This is a genomic window from Variovorax sp. LjRoot290 (assembly GCF_964253985.1).
In the GTDB taxonomy this organism is placed as follows: Bacteria; Pseudomonadota; Gammaproteobacteria; order Burkholderiales; family Burkholderiaceae_C; genus Variovorax.
The window spans coordinates 5,254,282-5,276,825 of sequence record NZ_CAXURW020000001.1 but is presented as its reverse complement, the minus strand read 5'-3'; the positions used below and the strand labels follow the sequence as shown (position 1 = coordinate 5,276,825).

General features: G+C 68.3%; 22 protein-coding genes. 13 read left to right on the top strand and 9 right to left on the bottom strand.

Annotated features, from left to right (window positions below):
* Nucleotides 1–59: 59 nt before the first annotated feature.
* The 8 genes from ACSQ9A_RS26055 (at nt 60) to ligD (ending at nt 9,896) form a co-directional block, all read left to right on the top strand.
* A complete protein-coding gene (locus ACSQ9A_RS26055) occupies nt 60–344 on the top strand; it encodes a hypothetical protein (protein WP_436305810.1) in 285 nt (94 codons plus the stop codon).
* A 128-nt stretch (nt 345–472) separates the two neighbouring features.
* On the top strand, nt 473–1,501 hold the full coding sequence (locus tag ACSQ9A_RS26050) for a TRAP transporter substrate-binding protein (protein ID WP_436305809.1): 1,029 nt from the start codon (nt 473–475) through the stop codon (nt 1,499–1,501).
* 4 nt (nt 1,502–1,505) lie between these two features.
* A complete protein-coding gene (locus ACSQ9A_RS26045) occupies nt 1,506–3,377 on the top strand; it encodes a TRAP transporter large permease (protein ID WP_436305808.1) in 1,872 nt (623 codons plus the stop codon).
* A 17-nt stretch (nt 3,378–3,394) separates the two neighbouring features.
* Nucleotides 3,395–4,492: a LacI family DNA-binding transcriptional regulator gene (locus ACSQ9A_RS26040; protein ID WP_436305807.1), complete on the top strand. Its 1,098-nt coding sequence runs from the start codon at nt 3,395–3,397 to the stop codon at nt 4,490–4,492.
* Complete coding sequence (locus ACSQ9A_RS26035; RefSeq protein WP_436305806.1) at nt 4,489–5,487, top strand: hydroxyacid dehydrogenase; 999 nt, start codon at nt 4,489–4,491, stop codon at nt 5,485–5,487. The genes ACSQ9A_RS26040 and ACSQ9A_RS26035 overlap by 4 nt, the downstream gene beginning before the upstream one ends.
* The gene (locus tag ACSQ9A_RS26030) at nt 5,484–6,308 is read left to right on the top strand and encodes an amidohydrolase family protein (RefSeq protein WP_436305805.1); all 825 of its coding nucleotides are present in this window, start codon (nt 5,484–5,486) and stop codon (nt 6,306–6,308) included. The genes ACSQ9A_RS26035 and ACSQ9A_RS26030 overlap by 4 nt, the downstream gene beginning before the upstream one ends.
* 88 nt (nt 6,309–6,396) lie before the next feature.
* A complete protein-coding gene (locus ACSQ9A_RS26025; RefSeq protein ID WP_436305803.1) occupies nt 6,397–7,350 on the top strand; it encodes a Ku protein in 954 nt (317 codons plus the stop codon).
* Between the two features lie 8 nt (nt 7,351–7,358).
* Complete coding sequence (gene ligD, locus ACSQ9A_RS26020) at nt 7,359–9,896, top strand: DNA ligase D (RefSeq protein ID WP_436305802.1); 2,538 nt, start codon at nt 7,359–7,361, stop codon at nt 9,894–9,896.
* Nucleotides 9,897–9,900: 4 nt separating this feature from the next.
* Here the strand turns inward: ligD and ACSQ9A_RS26015 are convergent, their stop codons facing one another.
* On the bottom strand, nt 9,901–10,716 hold the full coding sequence (locus ACSQ9A_RS26015) for a transglutaminase-like domain-containing protein (RefSeq protein ID WP_436305801.1): 816 nt from the start codon (nt 10,714–10,716) through the stop codon (nt 9,901–9,903).
* Nucleotides 10,717–11,019: 303 nt separating this feature from the next.
* Here ACSQ9A_RS26015 and ACSQ9A_RS26010 point away from each other — a divergent pair, with 303 nt between their 5' ends.
* Together ACSQ9A_RS26010 and katE are read left to right on the top strand one after the other, a co-directional pair.
* Entirely contained in the window at nt 11,020–11,166 is a 147-nt protein-coding gene (locus ACSQ9A_RS26010; protein ID WP_436305800.1) for a hypothetical protein, read from the top strand.
* Between the two features lie 49 nt (nt 11,167–11,215).
* The gene (gene katE / locus ACSQ9A_RS26005; protein ID WP_436305798.1) at nt 11,216–13,396 is read left to right on the top strand and encodes a catalase HPII; all 2,181 of its coding nucleotides are present in this window, start codon (nt 11,216–11,218) and stop codon (nt 13,394–13,396) included.
* Here katE and ACSQ9A_RS26000 read toward each other — a convergent pair.
* Nucleotides 13,393–14,313, bottom strand: coding sequence for a LysR family transcriptional regulator (locus ACSQ9A_RS26000; protein WP_436305797.1), 921 nt, complete (start codon nt 14,311–14,313; stop codon nt 13,393–13,395). The genes katE and ACSQ9A_RS26000 overlap by 4 nt on opposite strands.
* 127 nt (nt 14,314–14,440) lie before the next feature.
* Between ACSQ9A_RS26000 and ACSQ9A_RS25995 the strand changes: the two genes are divergently transcribed.
* The 3 genes from ACSQ9A_RS25995 (at nt 14,441) to ACSQ9A_RS25985 (ending at nt 16,734) form a co-directional block, all read left to right on the top strand.
* A complete protein-coding gene (locus tag ACSQ9A_RS25995) occupies nt 14,441–14,833 on the top strand; it encodes a DoxX family protein (RefSeq protein WP_436305795.1) in 393 nt (130 codons plus the stop codon).
* Entirely contained in the window at nt 14,830–15,669 is an 840-nt protein-coding gene (locus tag ACSQ9A_RS25990) for a pirin family protein (protein ID WP_436305794.1), read from the top strand. Before ACSQ9A_RS25995 ends, ACSQ9A_RS25990 begins: the two co-directional genes overlap by 4 nt.
* 63 nt (nt 15,670–15,732) lie before the next feature.
* Complete coding sequence (locus ACSQ9A_RS25985) at nt 15,733–16,734, top strand: S1C family serine protease (RefSeq protein WP_436305793.1); 1,002 nt, start codon at nt 15,733–15,735, stop codon at nt 16,732–16,734.
* A gap of 9 nt (nt 16,735–16,743) precedes the next feature.
* On the opposite strand, the gene ACSQ9A_RS25980 is transcribed toward ACSQ9A_RS25985, so the two are convergent.
* From ACSQ9A_RS25980 to ACSQ9A_RS25950, 7 genes are all read right to left on the bottom strand, one after another.
* Nucleotides 16,744–16,992: a hypothetical protein gene (locus tag ACSQ9A_RS25980; RefSeq protein WP_436305792.1), complete on the bottom strand. Its 249-nt coding sequence runs from the start codon at nt 16,990–16,992 to the stop codon at nt 16,744–16,746.
* A gap of 8 nt (nt 16,993–17,000) precedes the next feature.
* A complete protein-coding gene (locus ACSQ9A_RS25975) occupies nt 17,001–17,303 on the bottom strand; it encodes a hypothetical protein (protein ID WP_436296577.1) in 303 nt (100 codons plus the stop codon).
* Between the two features lie 91 nt (nt 17,304–17,394).
* A complete protein-coding gene (locus tag ACSQ9A_RS25970) occupies nt 17,395–18,447 on the bottom strand; it encodes an SMP-30/gluconolactonase/LRE family protein (RefSeq protein WP_436305791.1) in 1,053 nt (350 codons plus the stop codon).
* Between the two features lie 46 nt (nt 18,448–18,493).
* The gene (locus ACSQ9A_RS25965) at nt 18,494–19,378 is read right to left on the bottom strand and encodes a 2-hydroxy-3-oxopropionate reductase (RefSeq protein WP_436305790.1); all 885 of its coding nucleotides are present in this window, start codon (nt 19,376–19,378) and stop codon (nt 18,494–18,496) included.
* 15 nt (nt 19,379–19,393) lie between these two features.
* Nucleotides 19,394–20,185, bottom strand: coding sequence for an HpcH/HpaI aldolase family protein (locus ACSQ9A_RS25960; protein ID WP_436305789.1), 792 nt, complete (start codon nt 20,183–20,185; stop codon nt 19,394–19,396).
* 22 nt (nt 20,186–20,207) lie between these two features.
* Nucleotides 20,208–21,542: a glucarate dehydratase gene (gene gudD / locus ACSQ9A_RS25955; RefSeq protein WP_436305788.1), complete on the bottom strand. Its 1,335-nt coding sequence runs from the start codon at nt 21,540–21,542 to the stop codon at nt 20,208–20,210.
* Between the two features lie 8 nt (nt 21,543–21,550).
* A complete protein-coding gene (locus tag ACSQ9A_RS25950; protein WP_436305787.1) occupies nt 21,551–22,537 on the bottom strand; it encodes a Bug family tripartite tricarboxylate transporter substrate binding protein in 987 nt (328 codons plus the stop codon).
* Nucleotides 22,538–22,544: the final 7 nt, after the last annotated feature.

The window sequence follows — 22,544 nt, the reverse complement described above, 5'->3', positions numbered from 1 at the left end:
CCCAGATTTCTCCCAAGTCGATTCGCACACTTCGTCCCATCCCTCGACTGGATGAACGAATGAAAACGACACACGCCTGCACGGCCCTTCTGCTGGCCGCGACCTTGACGGGCTGCATCATGCTGCCGCCCCCGCCTGCACCGTTCGCGCCGCCGCCCCGGCCCGGCGCTTCGATGCCGCCCTTCGCCTACCGCGGACCGCCTCTGGAAGTGTCGGACGCCTGCGCCGGCCAAGCCGAAGGCGCGCGCTTCGAGATGCCGGGGCGGCGCGGCGACACCCTCTCGGGCACCTGCGAGCGAGCTCCCGATGGCAGGCTGATCCTGAGGCCGGACGGTTCGCGCTGACATTTCCCCGCGGAGGGCGGGAAAACCCTGATCGGCAGTCAGCTTGTATATCGATATAGTAAACCGGTACAGTAAATCGATACACCGCGATTCTGTGCACTCTTTCGATACAAGTCTGGAGACAAAGCATGGTTTCGATCCCACGCCGCCGATTCGTGCATGCGGGCGCTGCCGCATCGCTGGCCGCCCTTGCAGGATTTCCTGCCCTCGTCCGCGCGCAATCGACCATTGCGCTGCGCTTCTCCTCCTCGATGCTGGCGGACGACAACGCCGCCCACTACGTGTGGTGCCAGCGCCTGCAGGCCAATCTCAAGGCGGCTGTCGGCGACGCCATCCGCATCGACTACTTCCCCAACAACCAGCTGGGCAAGGAAAGCGACGTGGTTCAGCAGGTCAAGGTCGGCTCGGTCGACATGATGGTGACCGGCTCCTCCATCTTCGCCACCATCTCGCCCGAGATCGGCATGCTCGACCTGGGCTACCTGTTCGACAGCTACGCCCATGCCGGCAAGGCGCTCGAAGGCCCGGCCGGGACAACCCTCAACGAACTGCTGCAGAAGCGCTCGGGCTGCACCATCCTGACCTGGGCCTCGCACTTCGGCGCGCGCAGCGTCTACACCAAGGCACCGGTCAAGTCGCTGGCGGAGATCAAGGGCGTGAAGCTGCGCGTGCTGCCCACGCCGGCCTTCATCGAGACTTTCAAGCTGATGGGCGCGATCCCCACCCCGATTCCCTTCGGCGAGCTCTACATGGCGGCGCAGACCGGCGTGGTCGACGGCTTCGAGCACGATGCGGCCACGGTGCTGGCCAGCAAGCTCAACGAGGTGGTCAAGTCCTGCTGGCTCACCGAGCACCTGTTCAGCCCGATGGTGGTGGTGATCGGCAAGCGCGGCATGGACAAGATTCCCGCCAGCCTGCGCCCGGCCTTCCTGAAGGCGGTCCACGATGCGACCACGCAGCAGCGCGCCATCGCGAGCGACAAGGGCAAGGCCGCGATCGAGGAACTGCAGCGCAAGGGCATGAGCTTCTTCCCGATGGCCGCGGCCGACCGCGCCGCTGTGCGCAAGGAGATGGAAAGCAGGCTCTGGGCCGACTTCGCCAAGCAGTACCCGGCGACGGCGCCCCTCTTCGCCGCGGTCAACGCGGCGCGGGTCTGAGACCATGTCCGCGCTCGCCGCACCCGCGCTGGGCTTTCGCCAAGACACCGTCTCGGGCGGCTGGCTCAGCGCACTGAACCGCTGGACCGAGATCTTGTCGGCCGTCGTGCTGGCGGCCGACGTGGTCGTGGTCTTCCTCTCGGTCGTGTTCCGCTACTTCCTGCACGACCCGGTGGACTGGGCCGAGGAGATCGCACGTGCGCTGATGATCGTGCTGGTCTTCTTCGGTGCTGCCACCGTGCTCGCGCGCAGCCAGCACGTGGGCATCGACCTGTTCCGCCACCTGCTGCCCGCGCACTGGCAGCCGGCGCTGATGCAGGTGAGCCACTGGATCATCGCGGGCGTGGCCGCGAGCCTCTTCGTCTCGTCGACCCTGCTGCTCGTCGACACCTACGGACAGACCACCTCGATCGGCCTGCCGCAATGGCTCTACGTCTATCCGGTGGTGATCGGCAGCCTGTTCATGACGCTGTTCGGCCTGGCCAATGCGCTCAACGGTCCGCGCCGCGTGGTGCTCGGTACGCTGGCTGCCTGCGTGCTGCTCGCGGCGACGGTCTTCGGCTGGAACGCGCTGGTGCCGCAGCATGCGATCCCGAGCGGCCTGCTGCTGGCGGCCGGCTTCATCGGCGGGCTGGTGCTGGGCGTGCCGATCGGCTTCGTGCTGGCCTTCTCGGCGCTGCTCTACTTTCTCTCCGATCCTTCGCTGCCGATGCTGATCTACTCGCAGCAGGTCATGGCCGGCACCGACCACTTCGTGCTGCTGGCCATTCCCTTCTTCGTGCTGGCCGGCCTGCTGATGGAGTCCAACGGCATGTCCTCGCGGCTGATCGAGTTGCTGCTGCGCATCTTCGGCCGCGTGCGCGGCGGGCTGGGCCTGATCACCATCACCGCGACCGCCTTCTTCTCGGGCGTGTCGGGCTCCAAGCTGGCCGACATCGCCGCGGTGGGCGGCATCGTGATGCCGGCGGTGCGCCGCACCAAGCAGGACCCGAACGAAGCCGCGGGCCTCTTGGCCTGCACGGCCGTGATGGCCGAGACCATCCCGCCCTGCATCAACATGATCATCATGGGCTTCGTGGCCAACATCTCGATCGCCGGCCTTTTCATGGCCGGCCTGGTGCCCGCGGCCGTGATGGCGCTGGCGCTGGGCGCGCTGGCGATCATCGTCGGGCGCAAGATCAATCCCGACGATGCCTTCGAAAAGCGCACGCCGCTTTTCAAGCTGCTCGGCGGCGCGCTGGTCGCGATCGTCATGGTGGGCATGATCGGCAAAGGCGTGACCTCGGGCGTCGCGACCTCGACCGAGGTCTCGGCCTTCGCCGTGGTCTATGCGCTGGTGGTCGGCAGCCTGGCCTTCCGCGAGCTCAGCGCGCGCGCCATGGCGCAGCTCTTCGTGCGCTCGGCCTCGATGGCGGGCAGCATCCTCTTCATCGTCGCGGCCGCGTCCAGCGTGTCCTTCGCGCTGACCATCGAGCAGATCCCGCAGCTAGTGTCGTCCACCATGATCGCCTTCGCGCAGCAGTACGGCAGCGTGATGTTCATCCTGCTGTCGGTGGCGATCATGATCGTCTTCGGCGCCGTGCTCGAAGGCGCGCCGGCGCTGATCATCTTCGGCCCGCTGCTGACGCCGATCGCGCAGCAGCTGGGCATCAACCCGCTGCACTTCGGCACGGTGATGGTGATCGCGATGGGCCTGGGCCTGTTCGCGCCGCCCATCGGTCTCGGCCTGTTCGCCACCTGCGCGATCACCGGCACCGAGGTGAAGAACGTGGCCCGGCCCATGATGAAATACCTGGCAGTGCTCCTGGTGACGCTGGTCGTGCTGGTGCTCGTCCCGTCGTTCTCCTTGTGGCTCCCGAACCGGCTCGGGCTGTAGCCGAGAAAACCGAACTCATGACCACCATCCAGGACGTCGCCCGCCATGCCGCCGTGTCGGTGAGCACCGTGTCCAACGTGCTCAATGGCCGCACCGACCGCATGCGCGCCGAAACGCTGGCGCGCGTCGAGGCGTCGATCCACGCGCTGCAGTTCCGGCCCAGCAAGCTGGCCCAGCAGCTGAAGACCGGGCAGACGCCGCTCCTGGGCCTGCTGGTGCCGTCGATGGCGAACCCGATGTACGGCTACATCGCGCGCGAGATCGAAAGCATCGCGCAGGAGCGCTTCGGCTTTCGCCTCCTGATCGGCAGCACCTACCGCGACCGCGAGAAGGAAAGCGCCTTCTTCGAAGACCTGCTGGCGCACGGCGTGCGGCGCGTGATCGTGATCTCCTCGCTGGCCGACGAGCGCCACTTCGAGTCGGCGGTGGAGCGCGGCATGGTGGTGGTGAGCTACGACCGCGGCGCGACGCCGGGCAAGCCTTCGAAGGTGGGCCACGTGATGCCCGACAACTTCGAGGCCGCGCGCCTGGCGACGCAGCACCTGATCGACAAGGGCCACCGGCGCCTGGCCTTCGCCACCGTGGCCGGCATGACCATGAGCCGCAGCGCCAAGATCGACGGCTTCTTCGCCGCCGCCGAGGCCGCAGGCCTGCGTGCGAGTGCTCAGGTGCTCGACGGCGGCGCGCTCAACGAATACGGCGATTCGGTGATCGCCGAGGTCGGCCGCGCGACCGCGCTGCAGATCGCAGGCCTGCCCGAGCATCCGACGGGCATCGTCGCGCTCAACGACCTGATGGCCCTCGGGCTGATGGCGGGACTGCGCGAAGCCGGCCTGCGCGTGCCGGAGGAGGTTTCGGTGGTGGGCATCGACGGCCTGTTCCTCGCGACCTTGTCGAACCCGATGCTGAGCACGGTGCAGTTGCCGGTGCGCGAGATGGCGCGCGCCATGGTCGAGCGCGTGATGCAGCACCCGAGCGAGGCCGGCGAGGACGAGCGCGAGCAGGTCTTCACCGAAGTTCAACTGATCGAACGCGAGTCCGTCGCGCCGCCGCCGCCCGCGGCCGGCCGGCCCCGCAGCACAAGAAAAACCAAGCCCGAGAAGGCAGCCACATGACGACCGTTTTCGTGACGCATCCAGCCGACAAGCTGGCGCAGTACTTCGGCCCCAAGGCCACCCAGGCGCTGGAGGCGATCGCCGAAGTGCGCTTCAATCCCGAGGCGCGCGAGCTCTCGACGCCCGAACTGGTGGCCGCGGCGCGGGGCTGCGATGCGCTGATCGCATACCGGCAGACGCCCGGCCCCGAATCGCTCTTCCGCGACCTGCCGCAGTTGGCAGCCTTCGTGCGCTGCGCGGTCGACATCCGCACCGTCGACGTCCAGGCCGCGAGTCGGCACGGCGTGCTGGTAACGCAGGCCAGCCCGGGCTTCGTGCCGGCGGTTGCCGAGTGGACCGTCGCCGCGATGGTCGACCTCGCCCGCGGCATCGGGCGCTACACGCATGCCTATCACCGCGGCGAGCCGCCGGCGCCCTTCATGGGCCGGCAGTTGCGCGCGTCGACGCTGGGCATCATCGGCTTCGGTGCGATCGGCCGTTATCTCGGCGACTTGGCGCAGGCCTTCGGCATGCGCGTGCTGGTCAACGATCCGCAGCCGATCGCCAGGCAGCCGATGCGCGAGCAGGTCGCGCTGCCGGCGCTGCTGGCGCAGTCCGACTTCGTCGTCTGCCTGGCGCCGGCCAACGCGCAGACCGAGAAGCTCATGAACGCCGAAGCCTTCGCGGCCATGAAGGCGGGCGCCTTCTTCATCAATGCGGCGCGCGGCGAGCTGGTTGACGACGAGGCCCTGCTGGCCGCGCTCGAATCCGGCCGCATGGCCGGCGCCGCGCTCGACGTCGGGCGCGCGCCCGACCAGATGCCCGCGCCGGCGCTCGCGCGCCATCCGCGCGTCGTCGCCACGCCGCACATCGGCGGGCTCACGCTGCCGGCGGTGGAGCACCAGGCGCTCGAGACCGTGTCCCAGATCGCCGCGCTGATGCGCGGCGAGATGCCGCCCGGTGCCGTGAATGCGGCGCATGCCACGCGGATTGCGCAATGGAGGCTTGCCGCATGACGATTGCTCCCATCGACTACGCCGGCGCCTGCGATTGCCATGTCCACATCTACGAAGACGCCTGGCCGCTCGCGCCGACCGCGACCTTCAAGCCGCCGCATGCGCCGGCCTCGGCCTACAGCGAGGTGCAGCAGGCGCTCGGCCTCACGCGCACCATCGTGGTCCAGCCCACGGGCTACGGCTTCGACAACCGCTGCACGCTGTCGGCGCTGGAGCAGCTGGGCGCCGAGGCGCGCGGCATCGCGGTGGTGCCGCCCGAGGTGGCCGATGCCGAGCTCGAGCGCCTGCACCGTGCCGGCATGCGCGGCGTGCGCTTCATGATGTTGTCGGGCGGCCTGCTGCCCTGGTCCAGTCTGGAGGGCATGGCCGCGCGGATCGCGCCGCTCGCCTGGCACATCAACCTGCAGCTCGACGGGCGCGAGCTGCCGCAGCACATGGCGATGCTGGCGCGCCTGCCGGGGCGCTTCGTCATTGACCACATCGGCAAGTTCCTCGGACCCGTGGCGCTCGACGGCGAGGCCGTGGGCGCGCTCTGCCGCCTGCTCGACAAGGGCAACTGCTGGATCAAGCTGGCCGCGCCCTACGAGACCTCCAAGAGCGGCCCGCCCGCGTACGCCGACGCAGTGCCGCTCGCGCGCCTGCTGGCCCGGCGCTATCCCGAGCGCTGCGTCTGGGCCAGCAACTGGCCGCATCCCAACGTCAAGCCCGAGCCCTCCAATGCAGCCCTGCTCGACTGGGCGCTGGCGCTCTTTGACAGCGAAGCCGCGCGCCGCAAGCTGCTGGTGGACAATCCGGCCGAGCTCTACGGATTCCTCGCCTAGAGGCGCGGCCCTTACGACGCGCGCCGTCGCGTTCCTACATGCGGCGCCGGGCAGCCGCTCTACGGTGGCGCTCCGGAGGATCGCCGTCATGCCCACATCCAAAACCCCCGCACCGCGCGTCCTGTGGAAGGGCGCCATCAGTTTCGGCCTGGTCCACATCCCGGTGGCGTTGTACTCGGCCACCGTCGACCACAGCATCGACTTCGACTGGCTCGACAAGCGCACCATGGACCCGGTGGGCTACAAGCGCGTCAACAAGAAGACCGGCAAGGAGATCGCGCGCGAGCAGATCGTGAAGGGCATCGAGTACGAGGACGGCGAGTACGTGGTGCTGAGCGACAAGGAAATCGCCGACGCCTACCCCAAGACCACGCAGACCATCGAGATCGAGACCTTCGTGCCGGCCGACAGCATTCCCTTCGTCTACCTCGAGCGGCCCTACTACGTCGCGCCGATCAACCGCGGCGGCAAGGTCTACGCGCTGTTGCGCGAAACGCTCAAGCGCGCCGGCCGCATCGGCGTCGCCCGGGTCGTGATCCAGACCAAGCAGCATCTCGCGGCGCTGGTGCCGGTGGGGCCGGGGCTGGTGCTGAACCTGCTGCGCTGGGGTGCCGACATCCGGCCATGGAAAGACCTGCCCCTGCCTTCCGAAAGCGCCAAGCAGGTGGGCCTTTCGGAGCGCGAACTCAAGATGGCCGGGGAACTGGTCAAGGACATGAGCTCGGACTGGGACCCCGATGAATTCAAGGACTCGTTCAAGGACGAGATCATGCGGCTGGTCGACCAGAAGGTCGAAGCGGGCCAGACCGAGGAGGTCACGAAACTCGAGCCGATCGAGGAACAGGAAGGGCGTTCTGGCGCGAAGATCCTCGACCTCACCGAGCTGCTGCAGCGCAGCCTGCGCAAGGGTGGCAAGGCGGCGGCTGAAGACGAGGAGGAAGAGCCGGAAGAAGCCAAGCCGACCCGCAAGCCGGCCGCCAAGGCCACGGCCCGCAAGCGCGCGCCGGCCCGCAAGTCCGCATCGCGCCACAAGGCGGCCTGAGGCAGCGCGTGGCGAGCAAACCGAGTGCGCGCGAAGCGCTGGCGCGCTATCACGGCAAGCGCGATTTCAAGAAGACGCCGGAGCCGCACAAGCTCGGCTGCGGCAGCCGAGGCGCGCATTCCTTCGTGGTCCAGAAGCACCATGCGAGCCGCCTGCACTACGACTTCCGGCTCGAGCTCGACGGCACGCTCAAGAGCTGGGCCGTGCCCAAGGGCCCCTGCCTCGATCCGAGCGTCAAGCGCATGGCGGTGCACGTGGAGGACCATCCGGTCTCGTACGCCGACTTCGAAGGCACCATTCCGCCCAGGCAGTACGGCGCCGGCACGGTGATCGTCTGGGACCGCGGCGAGTGGGCGGCCGAGGGCGATGCGCGCCAGGGGCTGGCCGAGGGCAAGCTCAAGTTCGAGCTGTACGGCGACAAGCTGCGCGGCCATTGGACGCTGGTGCGCATGCGCGGCAAGGACGAGAAGCAGGAGCCCTGGCTCCTGATCAAGGAGAACGACGATGAAGCGCGCCCGCTGGCCGACTTCGACGTGGTGGAAGAACTGCCCGACAGCGTGCTGAGCGGCCGCGGCGTCGACGACGCGGTGCCGCCGGTCGCAAAGACGACGACGAAGCAGCCGCCTGCAGCGAAGAAGGCGAAAGCCGCACCCAAGGCCGCGCCGCCGCGCAGCCTCGAACCCGAGCTCGCCACGCTGGTCGCGGCGCCGCCCGCTGCGGCCGACGACTGGCTGTACGAACTCAAGTTCGACGGCTACCGCCTGCTGGCGCGCATCGACGGCGACAAGGTGCAATGCATCACGCGCAACGGCCACGACTGGAGCGCGAAGCTTCCCGGCCTGGTGAAGGCGCTCGCGAAGCTGCCCACGCGCTCGGCCTGGCTGGACGGCGAGATCGTGGTCCATGGCGAGAACGGCGCGCCGGATTTCCAGGCGCTGCAGAACGCCTTCGAACGCGGCGCCACCTCATCGATCGTCTACTGGCTCTTCGATGCGCCCTTCCTCGACGGCCGCGACCTGCGCGAGGCGCCGGTGGAAGAGCGCCGCGCGTTGCTGGCGAAGTTGCTGGGCAAGAAGCCGCCGGCGTCGCTGCGGCTGTCCGAGGCCTTCGAGGCCGCGCCGCGCGCTCTGCTGGCGTCGTCCGCGCAGCTCGGCTTCGAGGGGATCATCGGCAAGCTGAAGGGTTCGGGCTATGTCTCGCGCCGCTCGCCGACCTGGATCACGCTCAAGAACCAGCAGCGGCAGGAGTTCGTGATCGGCGGCTACACCGCACCCAAGGGCGCGCGCACGGGTTTCGGCTCGCTGCTGCTCGGCGTGTGCGACGACCAGGGCGCGCTCAAGTACTGCGGCAACGTCGGCACCGGCTTCGACGCCGATCGCCTGGCGGACATCAAGGCCCGGCTCGACAAGTTGGCGAGCGACGACTGCCCCTTCGACGAGCGACCCGCCGGCGTCAAGGCGCAATGGGTCAAGCCGAAGCTGGTGGCCGAGATCTCCTTCGGCGAGTGGACGCGCGATGGTCGCGTGCGCCAGGCCGTCTTCCAGGGCTTGCGCACCGACAAGCCGGCCACCGAGATCCGCCGCGAGAAAGCGCAGGCGCCGCCCAAGCCGGCTGCCGCCGCGCGCGCCGGCAGCAGCAACAAAGGAGCGAGCCGCACCATGGACCTGCGCATCACCCATGCCGAACGCGTGATCGACAAGAAGAGCGGCACCACCAAGGGCGAGCTCGTCGCCTTCTATCAAGAGGTGTCGGCGCTCCTGCTGCCGCATCTGAAGGGCCGGCCGGTAGCACTGGTGCGCGCACCCGAGGGCGTGGGCGGCGAGCTGTTCTTCCAGAAGCATGCCAACCAGAGCGAGCTGCCGGGCGTGAAGCTGCTGGACCCGGCGCTCGATCCCGAGCACGAAGCGCTGCTGCAGATCGATGCCGCGCGCGGCCTGCTCTCGGCCGCGCAGATGAACGTGATCGAGCTGCACACCTGGAACGCCACCTCCAACGACATCGACCGGCCCGACCGCATGACCTTCGACCTGGACCCGGGCGAGGGCGTCGACTGGTCGAAGATGCTGGAGGCCGCGATGCTGGTGCGCACGCTGCTCACCGAACTCGGCCTGCCGGCCTTCCTGAAGACCAGCGGCGGCAAGGGCCTGCACGTGCTGGTGCCGATCCGGCGCCACTACGGCTGGGATGCGGTCAAGGGTTTCTCGCAGGCGGCGGTCCAGCACCTGGCGCAGACCATCCCCGATCGCTTCGTCGCCAAGAGCGGGCCGCGCAACCGGGTCGGCAAGATCTTCGTCGACTACCTGCGCAACGGCTTCGGCGCCACCACGGTCAGCGCCTGGTCGGCGCGTTCGCGACCGGGGCTGGGCGTGTCGGTGCCGCTCGAATGGGACGAACTGCCCGAGCTGAAGAGCGCCTCGCAATGGACGATCAGGAACATCGGCGAGCGCATCGCCATCGGCAACAAGCCGTGGGCTGCGATGGAGAAGAGCCGAAAGGGCCTGGGCGCGGCGATGAAAACGCTGGGCTACGCGTCGCCGCCGGACTGAAGCTTCAGACCACCTCCTCGGTGGTTACCTCGAAGCGCTGCAGCGTGTTCTCCCCGAACACCATCGTGATCGGCACATCGGCCGCGTCGCGGCCGCGCGCGATGGTGATGCGGCCGATGCGCGGCGTGTTGTGGCGCGCATCGAAGGTGTGCCAGCGCTCGCCGAGGTAGATCTCGAACCAGGCGCTGAAATCCATCGGGTAGGGCACGGGCGGAATGCCGATGTCGCCGAGGTAGCCGGTCACGTAGCGCGCCGGAATGTTCATGCAGCGGCACAGCGTGATCGCCAGGTGGGTGAAGTCGCGGCACACGCCGACGCGCTCGCGCCACGCTTCGAGTGCGGTGCGCGTGGCGCGTGCACGCTGGTAGTCGAAGCGCAGGTGCTGGTGCACGTAGTCGCAGATGGCTTGCGCCAGCGGCCAGCCCTTGGGCACCTGGCCGAAGGTGTTCCATGCGAACTGCAGCAGTTCGCTGTCGACCTCGCAGTAGCGGCTGGGCAGCAGGAAGGGCAGCGTTTCCACCGGCAGATCGGCCGGCATGTGCTCGACGGCCCCCAGGTCGATCGGGTCGGCCCAGCCGGTGTCGAAGACCACCGCTTCGTTGCGCAGACGCACGCTGCTCACGCCGGCGGGCACCTGCACGCGCGCGCAATGGTTGTCGAAGGCGTCGCGGTAGTGGTCGGTGTAGAGCGGCGGACTGATCGTGATGTGTTCGCCGTCCGCGATGTCGGCGGCGCGCGAAGGATGCACCTGCAGCATGTAGAGCAACGCCGTGGGCGCCGTGACGCCGAGTTCGATGTCGAAACCGATTTTGATGAGCATGGTGGCGCGGGCCGGTTGCGAAGGTCAGAAGTGTGATGCCGCACAAGCAGGTTTGGTGCCGAGCGCAGCCGCTTCATCCTATCGCCCGCCGCGCCTGGCGGGCATAGATGGGTACGCGAAGCGGCGTAGGCAAGCCCACAAAGCCGTCAGTGCGGTCCTACTGTGTACTCCTCGCCGCTCCCACACGCCGGAGCGCGCGGCCACTACGGGGTTTGCGCGGTGCCAAATCTAAGCTCATGGCTTGCTCGCAGCCGGCATGCAGCGCCTGTCGAACCGTCCCGCAACGATGATCTGGAGCGAATCATGGAGCTTTCCTCACTGTTTGGCGCGCTCGGAGATACCTGGATCGACGGTGTCCTGTTCTGGGCCATAGCGGCTGCGGCCGGCGTCGTCGGACTCGTGGCGGTGGTCAGCGCACTGGACGTGTTCTTCGACGCGGAAGCCGGCTGATCCTGCGGCGCTTCGAGGCGCCGCATTCCAAGAGAACGAAGGAATCTCGATGACGCCACAGAACAAGGCGGCCGCCGCCCGTCGCCCCAAGCCGGGGGACGGCAGCAATGCCAAGCAGGAACAATTGGCCGCCTTCACGAGCGACAACACCCCGCAGCTCAGCACCAATCAGGGCCTGCAGATCCCGGACAACCACAACTCGCTGAAGGCGGGCGCGCGCGGGCCGACGCTGCTCGAAGACTTCATCCTGCGCGAGAAGATCACGCACTTCGACCACGAGCGCATTCCCGAGCGCGTGGTGCATGCACGCGGCGAGGCGGCGCACGGCTACTTCGAAGTCTACAAGTCGATGTCGCAGTTCACCTCTGCCGATTTCCTGCAGGACCCGGCGATCCGCACGCCCGTTTTCGTGCGCTTCTCGACCGTGGCGGGTTCGCGCGGCTCGGCCGACACGGTGCGCGACGTGCGGGGCTTCGCGGTCAAGTTCTACACGCGCGAGGGCAACTACGACCTGGTGGGCAACAACATCCCGGTGTTCTTCATCCAGGATGCGATCAAGTTCCCCGACCTGATCCACGCCGTCAAGCCCGAACCGCACCACGAGATGCCGCAGGCCGCGAGCGCCCACGACACCTTCTGGGACTTCGCCTCGCTGATGCCCGAGACCACCCACATGCTGATGTGGATCATGTCGGATCGCGCGATCCCGCGCAGCCTGCGCATGATGGAAGGCTTCGGCGTCCACACCTTTCGCTTCGTCAATGCGCGCGGCGAGAGCCATTTCGTCAAGTTCCACTGGAAGCCCAAGCTCGGCATCCACGGGCTGGCCTGGGACGAGGCGCAGAAGATCGCCGGCAAGGATGCCGACTTCCACCGGCGCGACCTGTGGGAGGCCATCGAGCGCGGCGATTTCCCCGAGTGGGAGCTGGGCGTGCAGCTGATTCCGCAGGACAAGGAGCATGCCTTCGGTTTCGATCTGCTCGACCCGACCAAGATCGTGCCCGAGGAGATGGTGCCGGTGCAGCGCATCGGCCGCCTGGTGCTCAACCGCAACCCCGACAATTTCTTCGCCGAGACCGAGCAGGTGGCCTTCCACCCGGGCCACGTGGTGCCGGGCATCGATTTCACGAACGATCCGCTGCTGCAGGGCCGCCTGTTCTCCTACACCGACACGCAGATCTCGCGCCTGGGCGGCGCCAACTTCCACGAGCTGCCGATCAACAGGAGCGTCTGCCCCTTCCACAACTTCCAGCGCGACGGCATGCACCGCCAGACCATCGCGCGCGGCCAGGTGGCCTACGAACCGCACTCGCTCCTCGACGGCAAGGAGTTCCGCATCGACGGCGCGAGCGGCGGCTTCCAGTCCTTTCCCGAGGAAATCGACCCGCCCAAGCTGCGGCGCCGCAGCCCCTCCTTCGACGACCACTTCACGCAGGCGCGGCTGTTCTTCAACAGCCAGAGCGCGGCCGAGAAGGAGCACATCATCGCGGCCTTCCGCTTCGAGCTCTCGAAGGTCGAGGCGCCGGCGATACGCCAGCGCATGGTGGACAACCTCGCGCACGTCGACGAGAAGCTCGCGCGCCGCGTGGCCGAGCCGTTGGGCATCGACGCCCCCGATGCCAAGGCGGCCGCGGGCCGGGCCGGCTTTCGCGAGCACCGCATGACGCTGCCGATCGAGGAATCGCGCGCGCTCAGCATGGCCGACACCGGCGATGGCTCGATCAAGACGCGCAAGGTGGCGATCCTGGTGATGGACGGCATCGACTCGGCCTCGCTGAAGCCGATCCGCGAGGCCCTCGAACAGGCGGGCGCGCAGTGCAAGGTGGTCGGTCCGCGGCTCGGCACCGTCGCGAGCGCGTCGAGGCGCCAGCTCGAAGTCGACGCCACCTTCGTCAACATGCCTTCGGTGATGTTCGACGCCGTGCTCGTGCCGGCCGGCGCGCAGGGCGCCGAGGCGCTGGCGCGCAACGGCGATGCGCTGCATTTCGTGCTCGAGGCCTATAAGCACTGCAAGGCCATCTGCACGGTGGGCGAGGGCGTGAAGCTGCTCGCGACGCTGGGCGTCGGCGCCGACCCGGGCAAGGCGCCGGCCGGCGTGGTGGTGGCCGCCACGCCGACCACCAACCTGGGCGACACCAGCGCTGCCACGCAGATCGCGCAGGACTTCATCGCGGCGATCGCGAAGCACCGGCACTGGGACCGGGCGAACGTGGACGGCGTGCCGGCCTAGGACCGGAGCACTTCCGGCAACGTCTCTACCGCACTCAGCTTCTCCAACACCAACCCGATGAACGCCGACACCGCCAGCGGCAGGTGCCGCCGGCTCGGGTAGAGCACGCTCAGGCCTTGGCTGGTGCGCTGGTATTGCGGCAGCACCGGCACGAGCAGGCCGGCCTGAATGTCGAGCCTGGCCATGGCGGGCGGCAGCAGCGCGATGCCGAGGCCGGCCAGGGTGGCTTTGCGCAGCGCCTGGGCCGTGTTGCCGCTGAAGCGGCCGGCGACCTGCACTTCCTCCTCCACCCCATCGGGGCCGGCCAGGCGCCAGGTGGTGCGGCCGCTTGGGTGGGCGGAGCTCACGCAGTCGTGGTTCGCCAGGTCTTGCAGCGTGGCGGGCGCGCCGCGCGCGGCGATATAGGCGGGGCTGGCCACCATGCCGCCGCTGCGGGCGCCGAGGAGCCGGCGGCCGACATAGCCCGAGTCGCGCAGCGGGCCGCCGCGAAACGCGACGTCGATCTGCTCGGCAATCAGATCGGCCTTGGCATCACTGAGCACGAAGTCGAGCCGCACCAGCGGATGCGCGGCCAGAAAGTCGGCCACCCACTCCATCGGAAAGAAGTCGAAGAAGTCGGCTGTCGCCGCCACGCGCACCAGGCCACTGGGTTCCTGGCTGCCCGTCAACAACGCCTGGCCGGCTTCGACCAGCCCGTCGACCGCACCTGCGCAGCGCTCGTGGAAGGCCTGGCCGGCGTTGGTGAGCGTGAGCTTGCGGGTGGAGCGTTGCATCAGCCGCGTGCCGAGCCGGGCTTCGAGCTGCTGGATGCGCCGGCTCACGGTGTTGGGCGGCACGCCCAGCCGCCGCGCCGCCTCGGCAAAGCTGCCGCAGCGCACCACCTGCACAAACATGGCGATGTCGTTCAGGTCGAACACGAGGCGATTCCTTCTATCTGTGGACGAGTGCAATCCGATTGTGCGGTCTAGTCGATCAATGGGTGCGACCCTAATCTTCTGCGCATCGGGCTCCCACGCCTCAACGCACACGCAAGGACACCTTTCCATGGCTTTTTTTCCGGTTTCCCCCACGCAGCGCCGCATCGTCTGGGGCGTTCGCATTCTTCTGGCGCTGGCTTTCGGCCCGGCTGGCCTCTCCAAGCTGGCCGGCGTGCCGCAGATGGTCCAGGTGTTCGATGCCATCGGCTTCGGCCAGTGGTTTCGTTACCTGACGGGCGCGGTCGAAGTCGTGGGCGCCGTGCTGCTGCTCGTACCTGCAACCGGCTTCTTCGGCGGCCTGCTGCTCGCCGCAACCATGGTCGGTGCGGTGGCGACGCACGTGGTGCTGATCGGCGGCAATCCCGCGCCGGCCGTGGTGCTCGGTGCGCTCGCAGCCTTCGTGGCCTGGCGACTGCGGCCCGTCTCGCTCCTTGGCGGCGGGCTGAAGGAAGCCGCATGACCGCCGCCGTCGACACCAAAGCCCGCGCCATCGTCTACCGCACAAGCGGCAGCTCGCATGGGCCGATCACGCGGCTCGTGAGTCCGGGCGAGCTGGGCGAGTTTCTCAAGCCCTTCGTGTTTCTCGACCTCTTCGGCTTCCAGCCCGAGCCCGGCCACAAGGGCTTCGGCATGCACCCGCACTCGGGCATCGCGACGCTGACCTTCATGATCGAAGGCGACGTGGGCTATGAAGACACGACCGGCAAGAAGGGTGTGCTGCCCGCTGGCGGCGTGGAGTGGATGCGCGCCGGCAACGGCGTGTGGCACACCGGCGCGCCGGTCGGCAACTCGCCGGTCCTGGGCTTCCAGCTCTGGGTGGCATTGCCCGCTTCGGAAGAGAACGCACCGGCTCAGAGCCTCTACCTCGCGCCCTCGCAGGTGCCGCAAGAGGGCCCGGTGCGCGTGCTCCTCGGGCGCTACGGGAAGGCGCAAAGCGCCATTCCGGCGCCGGCGTCGATGAACTATCTGGCCGTGCGCCTGAAAGACGGCGAGCGCTGGCGCTACACGCCGCCCGCCGGCCACACGGTGGGCTGGGTCGCGGTCAATGCGGGCGGGCTCGATGCGGGTGGACCGGTCGTTACCGGCGAGCTCGCGATGTTCGAGGAATCCGAAGACGCCATCGACTTCGTGGGCCACGGCGACACGGCCTTCGTTCTGGGCTCGGCCGTGAAGCATCCGCACGAACTGGTGATGGGCTACTACTCGGTGCACACGAGCAAGGCGGCGCTCGATCAGGGCGAGGCCGGGATCCGGCGCATCGGCGCGCGGCTGCGGGAGGAAGGGCTGCTGGGCTGATCGACGCTGCGAGCGGGTACCTGCCCATCCGGGCAGTGCTTCAGCCCCTTGTGGCTTCACAGAATGAAGCCATCTGAAGCCATGCTCAACACGGAAGGCACCGGCCCCGAGCCGGCCCAGGACGCCCTGATCGACGCCTACTCGCGCGCGGTCGCCGCAGTGGCCGACAGCGCCGGACCGGCCGTCGTGCGGGTGCAAAGCGCAGCGCCCGGCCAGCGCGGCGGCGGCCTCGGATCCGGCGTGGTCATCGCCGGCGACGGGCTGGTGCTCACCAACAGCCATGTGGTGGCAGCGGCGCGGCGCGTGCGTGTCGGGCTCCCGGAAGGCGGCGACCGGGAGGCCGAGGTGCTCGGCGACGATCCGGCCACCGACCTGGCGCTGCTGCGCGTCGAACTCCCGCGCGGCGCCGCGACCGCGACGCTGGGCGATTCGAAGGTGCTGAAGCGCGGTCACCTGGTGGTGGGCATCGGCAATCCGCTGGGCTTCGAATCCACCGTCACGGCCGGCATCGTCTCGGCGCTGGGCCGCTCGCTGCGCTCGCAAAGCGGGCACCTGATCGACGATGTCATCCAGACCGACGCGGCGCTCAACCCTGGCAACTCCGGCGGCGCGCTGGTGGCTGCGTCGGGCCAGGTGGTCGGCATCAACACCGCCATGATCGCCGGCGCGCAGGGGCTCGCCTTCGCCGTCTCCAGCAACACGGCCCGCTTCGTGATCGGCGAATTCATCGCCCATGGCCGGGTTCGGCGCGCGCATCTCGGCATCGCGGCGCAGACGGTGCCGCTGGCGCGGCGCGTGGCCCTGGCCATTCATGCGGGCGCCAACGCGGTGCGCATCGGCGAAGTGCAGACCGGCGGCCCCGCGGACCTGGCAGGGCTGAGGGTGGGCGACATCCTCGTCGCGCTGGAAAGCGTGACGATCGCCGGTGCGGACGATCTCTTGCGATTGCTCAATGCGGAGCGCATCGGGCGGCCGGTCCAGGTGTCGCTGCTGCGGGAAGGGCGGCTCGTGACGCGCACGGTCACGGCGCGGGAGCGCGTGCAGCCGGCGCCTGCACGGCGCTGAGGGTGCCGCTCAGGCGCGCGCGACGGAAAGCAGGCCGTCGATCGCGAGCACCACGCCCTGCTGGGCATCCTGGCTGGGCGGGCCTTCGGCGAGCATCTTGCGCACCAGGCTCAGCGTGTTGAGCAGTTCCGCTTCCATGTCGGTCAGCAAGGGAATCATCTCGTAGTCGGGGTATCTACCTCGCGCTCCCAACGGCCGGCCGGGTCCGGACAGATCGACTTCGTAGCCTTCGCGAATGGCTTCGGTCTGGGTCTTCATGGCGCGACTCAACTCAGTTGCATCAGTTGCGAAAGCCGCTTGCCCATCGCCTGGATCCGCTCGCCTCTTTCCCGCGCGCGGCGCGTGGCGATGTAGTCCAGTGCGGCCGCCACGGACTCTGCCCCTTCGTCGCCCGACTCCGAACGCCTGCGCCACTGGCTGGCCACCTCGGTCAGCTGACGGCTGTCGAGGCGCGCCGGGGGCGCAGGGAGTGGGGTCGCCCCGGGTCCCGCAGGTGGCAGGCTGGCGCGCAAGAGACTGAGCAGCCCCTCGGGGGACCACCGCGGTTGGGAGAGGTTTTGACGTTTCATGTAATACATTGTGCCTAGCTGTGCACGCCGTAACAAGGTATTTCAAGAGCTTTTTACTTACTTCTTAACGAAGACTTGCTCCGGTCGCCATTCAAGCCGCGCCATGCGTTTCCACATAGAGCGCATAAAGCGAGTGGCAACTTGCCATGTAAAGCCGGTTGTTCTTGGCCCCGCCGAAACTGAGGTTCGCACAGCGCTCCGGCAGGCGGATGAAACCGATCGCCTTGCCCTGCGGGTTGAACACCATCACGCCGTCCAGGTCCGCTGGGTTTGCGCCGGGCGCGCCGTTGCTGCCCCAGCCGCACCACAGGTTGCCGTCGACGTCGACCTTGAAGCCGTCGATCGAACCGGGCCCGTTGGCGTCCACCAGCCGGGTCTTGTTGGACAGGCTGGCGCCGCTGCCGACGTCGTAGCTCCAGATCACGCGGTGGGGCTGGGCGCGTCCCTCGACGATGTAGAGCTTCTTCTCGTCGGGCGAGAAGGCCAGGCCGTTGGGGCCGTTCAGGTCGGCGGTGACGAGGCCGATCTTGCCGTCCGGCGCGATGCGGTAGACGGAGTGCGGCAGTTCGGAGGCGGCCTTGTCGCCCTCCCAGTTGCCGCCGATGCCGAAGGGCGGATCGGTGAACCAGATGGAGCCGTCGGACTTGCACACGATGTCGTTGGGCGAGTTGAGCTTCTTGCCGTTGAAGCTGTCGGCCAGCACGGTGATCCTGCCGTCGTACTCGGTGCGCGTGATGCGCCGGGTCAGGTGTTCGCAGGCCAGCAGCCGCCCCTGCCGGTCACGCGCCAGGCCGTTGGAAAAGTTGGACGGCTGGCGAAACACGCCGAAAGTCCCGGTGGCCTCGTCGAAACGCATGATGCGGTTGTTGGGGATGTCGCTCACCAGCAGATAGCGTCCGTCGCCGAACCACACCGGGCCTTCGGCCCAGCGCATGCCGGTGCCCAGTTGTTCGACCGTGCTGCTGTAGATGCGGTACTTGCCGAAGCTCGGGTCCAGCACCTGCACCGCCGGATCGGGGTAGCGCTGGCTGGGCTTGAAGTCGAAGGCCTGCGCGGCGGCGGTGCCGCCGAGCGCGGCCAGCGTGCTGCCCGCGGCCGTCTTCAGGAAAGCGCGGCGCGCGCTCGCGCCTTGTTGTTCTTGCATGCTCGTCTCCAGGGTTGTTGTTCTTCGTCGGCGGCGCGATGCGGCTTCAGGTCTGCGGGTTCGCCACCTCGTGCGCCGCCATCTGCTCCAGCGCCTTGACCAGCGCCGAATGATCGAGCTGGTCCCAGCCGTGGGCGGCGCAAGACTGCATCAGCTGCGCGGCCGAAGCCGTCTGCGGCAGCGCGACGCCCATCGACTTGGCACCGGCAAGCGCGAGGCTCAGGTCCTTCTGGTGCAGCGCGATGCGGAAGCCCGGGTTGAAGGTGCGCTTGATCATGCGTTCGCCATGCACTTCGAGGATGCGGCTGGCCGCGAAGCCGCCCATCAGCGCCTGCCGCACCTTGGCCGGATCGGCGCCGGCCTTGCTCGCGAACAGCAGCGCCTCGCCGACCGCGGCGATGTTGAGCGCGACGATGATCTGGTTGGCCACCTTGGTGGTCTGGCCGTCGCCGTTGCCACCGACCAGCGTGATGTTCTTGCCCATGGCTTCAAGCAGCGGCTTCACCTTGTCGAAGGTGGCTTCGGAGCCGCCGCACATGATGGTCAGGCTGGCGGCCTTGGCGCCGACTTCGCCGCCGGAGACCGGCGCGTCGAGGTACTCGCAGCCGAGCGCGTTGATCTTGCTGGCGAAGGCCTTGGTCTCGATGGGCGAGATGCTGCTCATGTCCATCACCGTCTTGCCGGCGCTCAGGCCGTCGGCGACGCCGTCCTTGCCGAACAGCACCGACTCGACATCGGGCGTGTCCGGCAGCATGAGCACGATGACATCGGCGGCGCGCGCGACGTCGGCGTTGGTTTTGCACTGCGTGGCCTTGGCCAGCGCCTCGGGCACCTTGCTGCGCGTGCGCACGAACATCTCGTGGCCGGCGGCCAGGAGGTTCTGCGCCATCGGCGCGCCCATGATGCCGAGGCCGATGAATCCGACTTTCATTTCGATTTCCTTGGTTCAGTAGGTGGAAGAAGATGCCGCAGGCGCCGGCGTGGCCCGCATCGCTGCGAGCATCTGCTGGGCGCCCGCGGCCATGAGCCGCGCGTCCGAACTCACGGTGACGAACTGGAAGCCCTTGGCAATGCGCGCCAGCGCCACGTCGGGCCTGCCGTTGTGGATGCCGGCGACCAGGCCGTGCGCCTTGGCCCGTTCGAGGATGTGGTCGATGGCCTGCGCGACCGGCGGGTCCACGTCGTCGAAGACGGGACGGCAGCCGAGCGCGAGCGAGAGGTCCGACGGGCCGATGTACACCGCATCCAGCCCTTCGACCGAGAGGATGTCGTCCAGGTTGTCGAGCGCCTGTGCCGTCTCGATCATCGCGAAGGTCACGATGGTGTCGTTGGCATTCTGCGGATAGTCGGCGCCGCCGTAGAGCAGCGCGCGCACCGGGCCGAAGCTGCGCGTGCCGCGCGGCGCGTAGTGTGTGTAGGCCACCAGCCGCTGCGCGTCCTCGCGCGTGTTGACCATCGGGCAGATCACGCCGTAGGCGCCGGCGTCCAGCGTCTTCATGAGGATGCCCGGCTCCAGCCACGGCACGCGCACCACGGGCACCGTGTTGGTGGTCGAGATCGCCTGCAGCATGGGGAGCATGGCCTGGTAGTCGACCACGCCGTGCTGCAGGTCGATGGTCAGCGAGTCCCAGCCCTGGTGGGCCATGGTCTCGGCCGAGAAGCTGTTCGGTATGGCGAGCCAGCCGTTGACGGCAGCCCCACCGGATTTCCACAGCGTGCGCAGGCGGTTTTCTCTCATGGGGCGTCCTTGGTTGGTTTGGCTAACGGTCGAAGGCCGGCCGCTTGGGGTCGAATTTCCAGCCGGGGATGAGGGCTTGCATCGCGACGGCGTCGTCGCGCGAACCCAGCCCGTGCTGCTGGTAGAGCTGATGCGCCTTCTCGACCTCGGCCATGTCGAGCTCGATGCCCAGGCCCGGCTTCTTCGGCACCTGCACCAGGCCGCCCTGGATCTGCAGCGGCTCCTTGGTGAGGCGCTGGCCGTCCTGCCAGATCCAGTGCGTGTCGATCGCGGTCACGCGGCCGGGCGCGGCGGCGCCCACGTGCGTGAACATGGCGAGCGAGACGTCGAAATGGTTGTTCGAATGCGAACCCCAGGTGAGGCCCCAGTCGCGGCAGGTCTGCGCCACGCGCACCGAGCCGGCCATGGTCCAGAAATGCGGATCGGCCAGCGGGATGTCGACCGACTGCAGCGCGAGCGCATGGCTCATCTGGCGCCAGTCGGTGGCGATCATGTTGGTGGCGGTCGGCAGGCCGGTGGCGCGCCGGAACTCGGCCATCACCTCGCGGCCGGAGAAACCTTCTTCGGCGCCGCAGGGGTCTTCGGCATAGGCGACCACGCCGCGCATGTCGCGCATGAGCCGGATCGCGTCCTTCAGCAGCCAGCCGCCGTTGGGGTCCAGCGTGACGCGCGCCTGCGGAAAGCGCTCGTGCAGCGCGGTCACGGCCTCGATCTCTTCCTCACCGCGCAGCACGCCGCCCTTGAGCTTGAAATCGTTGAAGCCGTAGCGCTCGCGCACCGCTTCGGCCAAGCGCACGATGGCCTCGGGCGTCATCGCCTTCTCGTGGCGCAGGCGGAACCAGTCGTTGCCGGCATCGGCTTCGCGCGCATAGGGCAGATCGCTCTTGTCGCGGTCGCCGACGTAGAACAGGTAGCCCAGCATCTCGACCGCCTCGCGCTGCTGGCCTTCGCCGAGCAGCGCGGCGACCGGCACGTCCAGGTGCTGGCCCAGCAGGTCGAGCAGCGCCGATTCGACCGCGGTCACCGCGTGGATCGTGGTGCGCAGGTCGAAGGTCTGCAGGCCGCGGCCGCCGGCATCGCGATCGGCGAACTGCTTGCCCATGTGCTGCAGCACGCGCTGGTGCGCGCCGATCGGCTGGCCGACGACCAGCGGCCGTGCATCTTCGAGCGTCTGGCGGATCTTCTCGCCGCCGGGCACCTCGCCGACGCCGGTGCGGCCGGCGTTGTCGGTCAGGATCAGCAAATTGCGGGTGAAGAAGGGGCCGTGGGCGCCGCTCAGGTTCAAGAGCATGCTGTCGCGGCCGGCGACGGGGATCACGCGCAGTTCGGTGATCAGGGGGGTGGCGTTGAGGGGCATGGGCTGGCTCAGTCGATGGTTATCTTGCCGGTCTCGATGACTTTCTTCCAGCGGGCGAACTCCTGTTGCTGGAAAGTCGCGAACTGTGCCGGCGTGTTGCCGACCACCTCGAGGCCGATGGAAGTGAACTGCTGCTTGATGGCCGGGTCGTTGAGCGCGGCCACCACCGACTCGCTGGCCTTGGTGCGCAGCGCCGTCGGCAGGCCCTTGGGCGCGACGACGGCCTGCCAGGAATAGACCTCGACGTTCTTCACGCCGGCTTCGCTCATCGTCGGCACCTCGGGCAGCACCGGCGAACGCTTGTCGCCGGTGACCGCGAGCGCCTTGAGCTTGCCGGACTTGATGTGCGGCACCACCGCGTTGACGTTCTGGAACGAGGCATCGACCTGGCCGCCGAGCAGGTCGGTCATGGCCGGCGCGCCGCCCTTGTAGGGCACGTGCAGGCCGGTGGTGCCGGTCTGCTGCCAGAACAGCTCGGCCGTGAGGTGGTCGCTGGAGCCGTTGCCGGAGGAGGCGAAGGTCATCTTGCCGGGGTTCTTCTTTTCGTGCGCGATCACGTCGGCCACCGTCTTGTGCAGCGAGCTGGCCGGCACCACCAGCACGTTGGGCGCCTGCACGGCCACCGTGATCAAGTCGAAGTCCTTCAGCGCGTCGTACTGCATGCCCTTGATGAGGTGGGGTGCGATCACCAGTGGGCCGAGCGAGGTGACGAGGAAGCTGTAGCCGTCGGGTGCCGCGCGCTTGACCAGCGTCGCGCCGATGGTGCCGGTGGCGCCGGCCTTGTTGTCGACCAGGAAGGGCTGGCCGAGCTTCTCCGTGAGCTTGGGGCCGATGGCGCGTGCCACCATGTCGGTGGAGCCGCCGGGCGGGAACGGGACGACCAGCGTCACGGGTTTTTGAGGCCAATCCTGTCCTGAGCTTGTCGAAGTGGCCTGGGCGTAGGCGGCTGCACTGGCGGCCAGGCCGATGGCGAGGGCGCCGAGTAGCTTCTTCATGGGTTTG

Coding starts and splice junctions, on each gene's coding strand:
- ACSQ9A_RS25980 (WP_436305792.1), bottom strand. CDS start 16,992: ATGAAGACCCAGACCGAAGCCATTCGCGAAGGCTACGAAGTCGATCTG.
- ACSQ9A_RS25990 (WP_436305794.1), top strand. CDS start 14,830: ATGACCGCCGCCGTCGACACCAAAGCCCGCGCCATCGTCTACCGCACA.
- ACSQ9A_RS25970 (WP_436305791.1), bottom strand. CDS start 18,447: ATGCAAGAACAACAAGGCGCGAGCGCGCGCCGCGCTTTCCTGAAGACG.
- ACSQ9A_RS26055 (WP_436305810.1), top strand. CDS start 60: ATGAAAACGACACACGCCTGCACGGCCCTTCTGCTGGCCGCGACCTTG.
- ACSQ9A_RS26030 (WP_436305805.1), top strand. CDS start 5,484: ATGACGATTGCTCCCATCGACTACGCCGGCGCCTGCGATTGCCATGTC.
- ACSQ9A_RS26010 (WP_436305800.1), top strand. CDS start 11,020: ATGGAGCTTTCCTCACTGTTTGGCGCGCTCGGAGATACCTGGATCGAC.
- ACSQ9A_RS25975 (WP_436296577.1), bottom strand. CDS start 17,303: ATGAAACGTCAAAACCTCTCCCAACCGCGGTGGTCCCCCGAGGGGCTG.
- ACSQ9A_RS26035 (WP_436305806.1), top strand. CDS start 4,489: ATGACGACCGTTTTCGTGACGCATCCAGCCGACAAGCTGGCGCAGTAC.
- ACSQ9A_RS25995 (WP_436305795.1), top strand. CDS start 14,441: ATGGCTTTTTTTCCGGTTTCCCCCACGCAGCGCCGCATCGTCTGGGGC.
- ACSQ9A_RS26015 (WP_436305801.1), bottom strand. CDS start 10,716: ATGCTCATCAAAATCGGTTTCGACATCGAACTCGGCGTCACGGCGCCC.
- ACSQ9A_RS25985 (WP_436305793.1), top strand. CDS start 15,733: ATGAAGCCATCTGAAGCCATGCTCAACACGGAAGGCACCGGCCCCGAG.
- ACSQ9A_RS25960 (WP_436305789.1), bottom strand. CDS start 20,185: ATGAGAGAAAACCGCCTGCGCACGCTGTGGAAATCCGGTGGGGCTGCC.
- ACSQ9A_RS26050 (WP_436305809.1), top strand. CDS start 473: ATGGTTTCGATCCCACGCCGCCGATTCGTGCATGCGGGCGCTGCCGCA.
- ACSQ9A_RS26025 (WP_436305803.1), top strand. CDS start 6,397: ATGCCCACATCCAAAACCCCCGCACCGCGCGTCCTGTGGAAGGGCGCC.
- gudD (WP_436305788.1), bottom strand. CDS start 21,542: ATGCCCCTCAACGCCACCCCCCTGATCACCGAACTGCGCGTGATCCCC.
- ACSQ9A_RS25965 (WP_436305790.1), bottom strand. CDS start 19,378: ATGAAAGTCGGATTCATCGGCCTCGGCATCATGGGCGCGCCGATGGCG.
- katE (WP_436305798.1), top strand. CDS start 11,216: ATGACGCCACAGAACAAGGCGGCCGCCGCCCGTCGCCCCAAGCCGGGG.
- ACSQ9A_RS26040 (WP_436305807.1), top strand. CDS start 3,395: ATGACCACCATCCAGGACGTCGCCCGCCATGCCGCCGTGTCGGTGAGC.
- ACSQ9A_RS26045 (WP_436305808.1), top strand. CDS start 1,506: ATGTCCGCGCTCGCCGCACCCGCGCTGGGCTTTCGCCAAGACACCGTC.
- ACSQ9A_RS25950 (WP_436305787.1), bottom strand. CDS start 22,537: ATGAAGAAGCTACTCGGCGCCCTCGCCATCGGCCTGGCCGCCAGTGCA.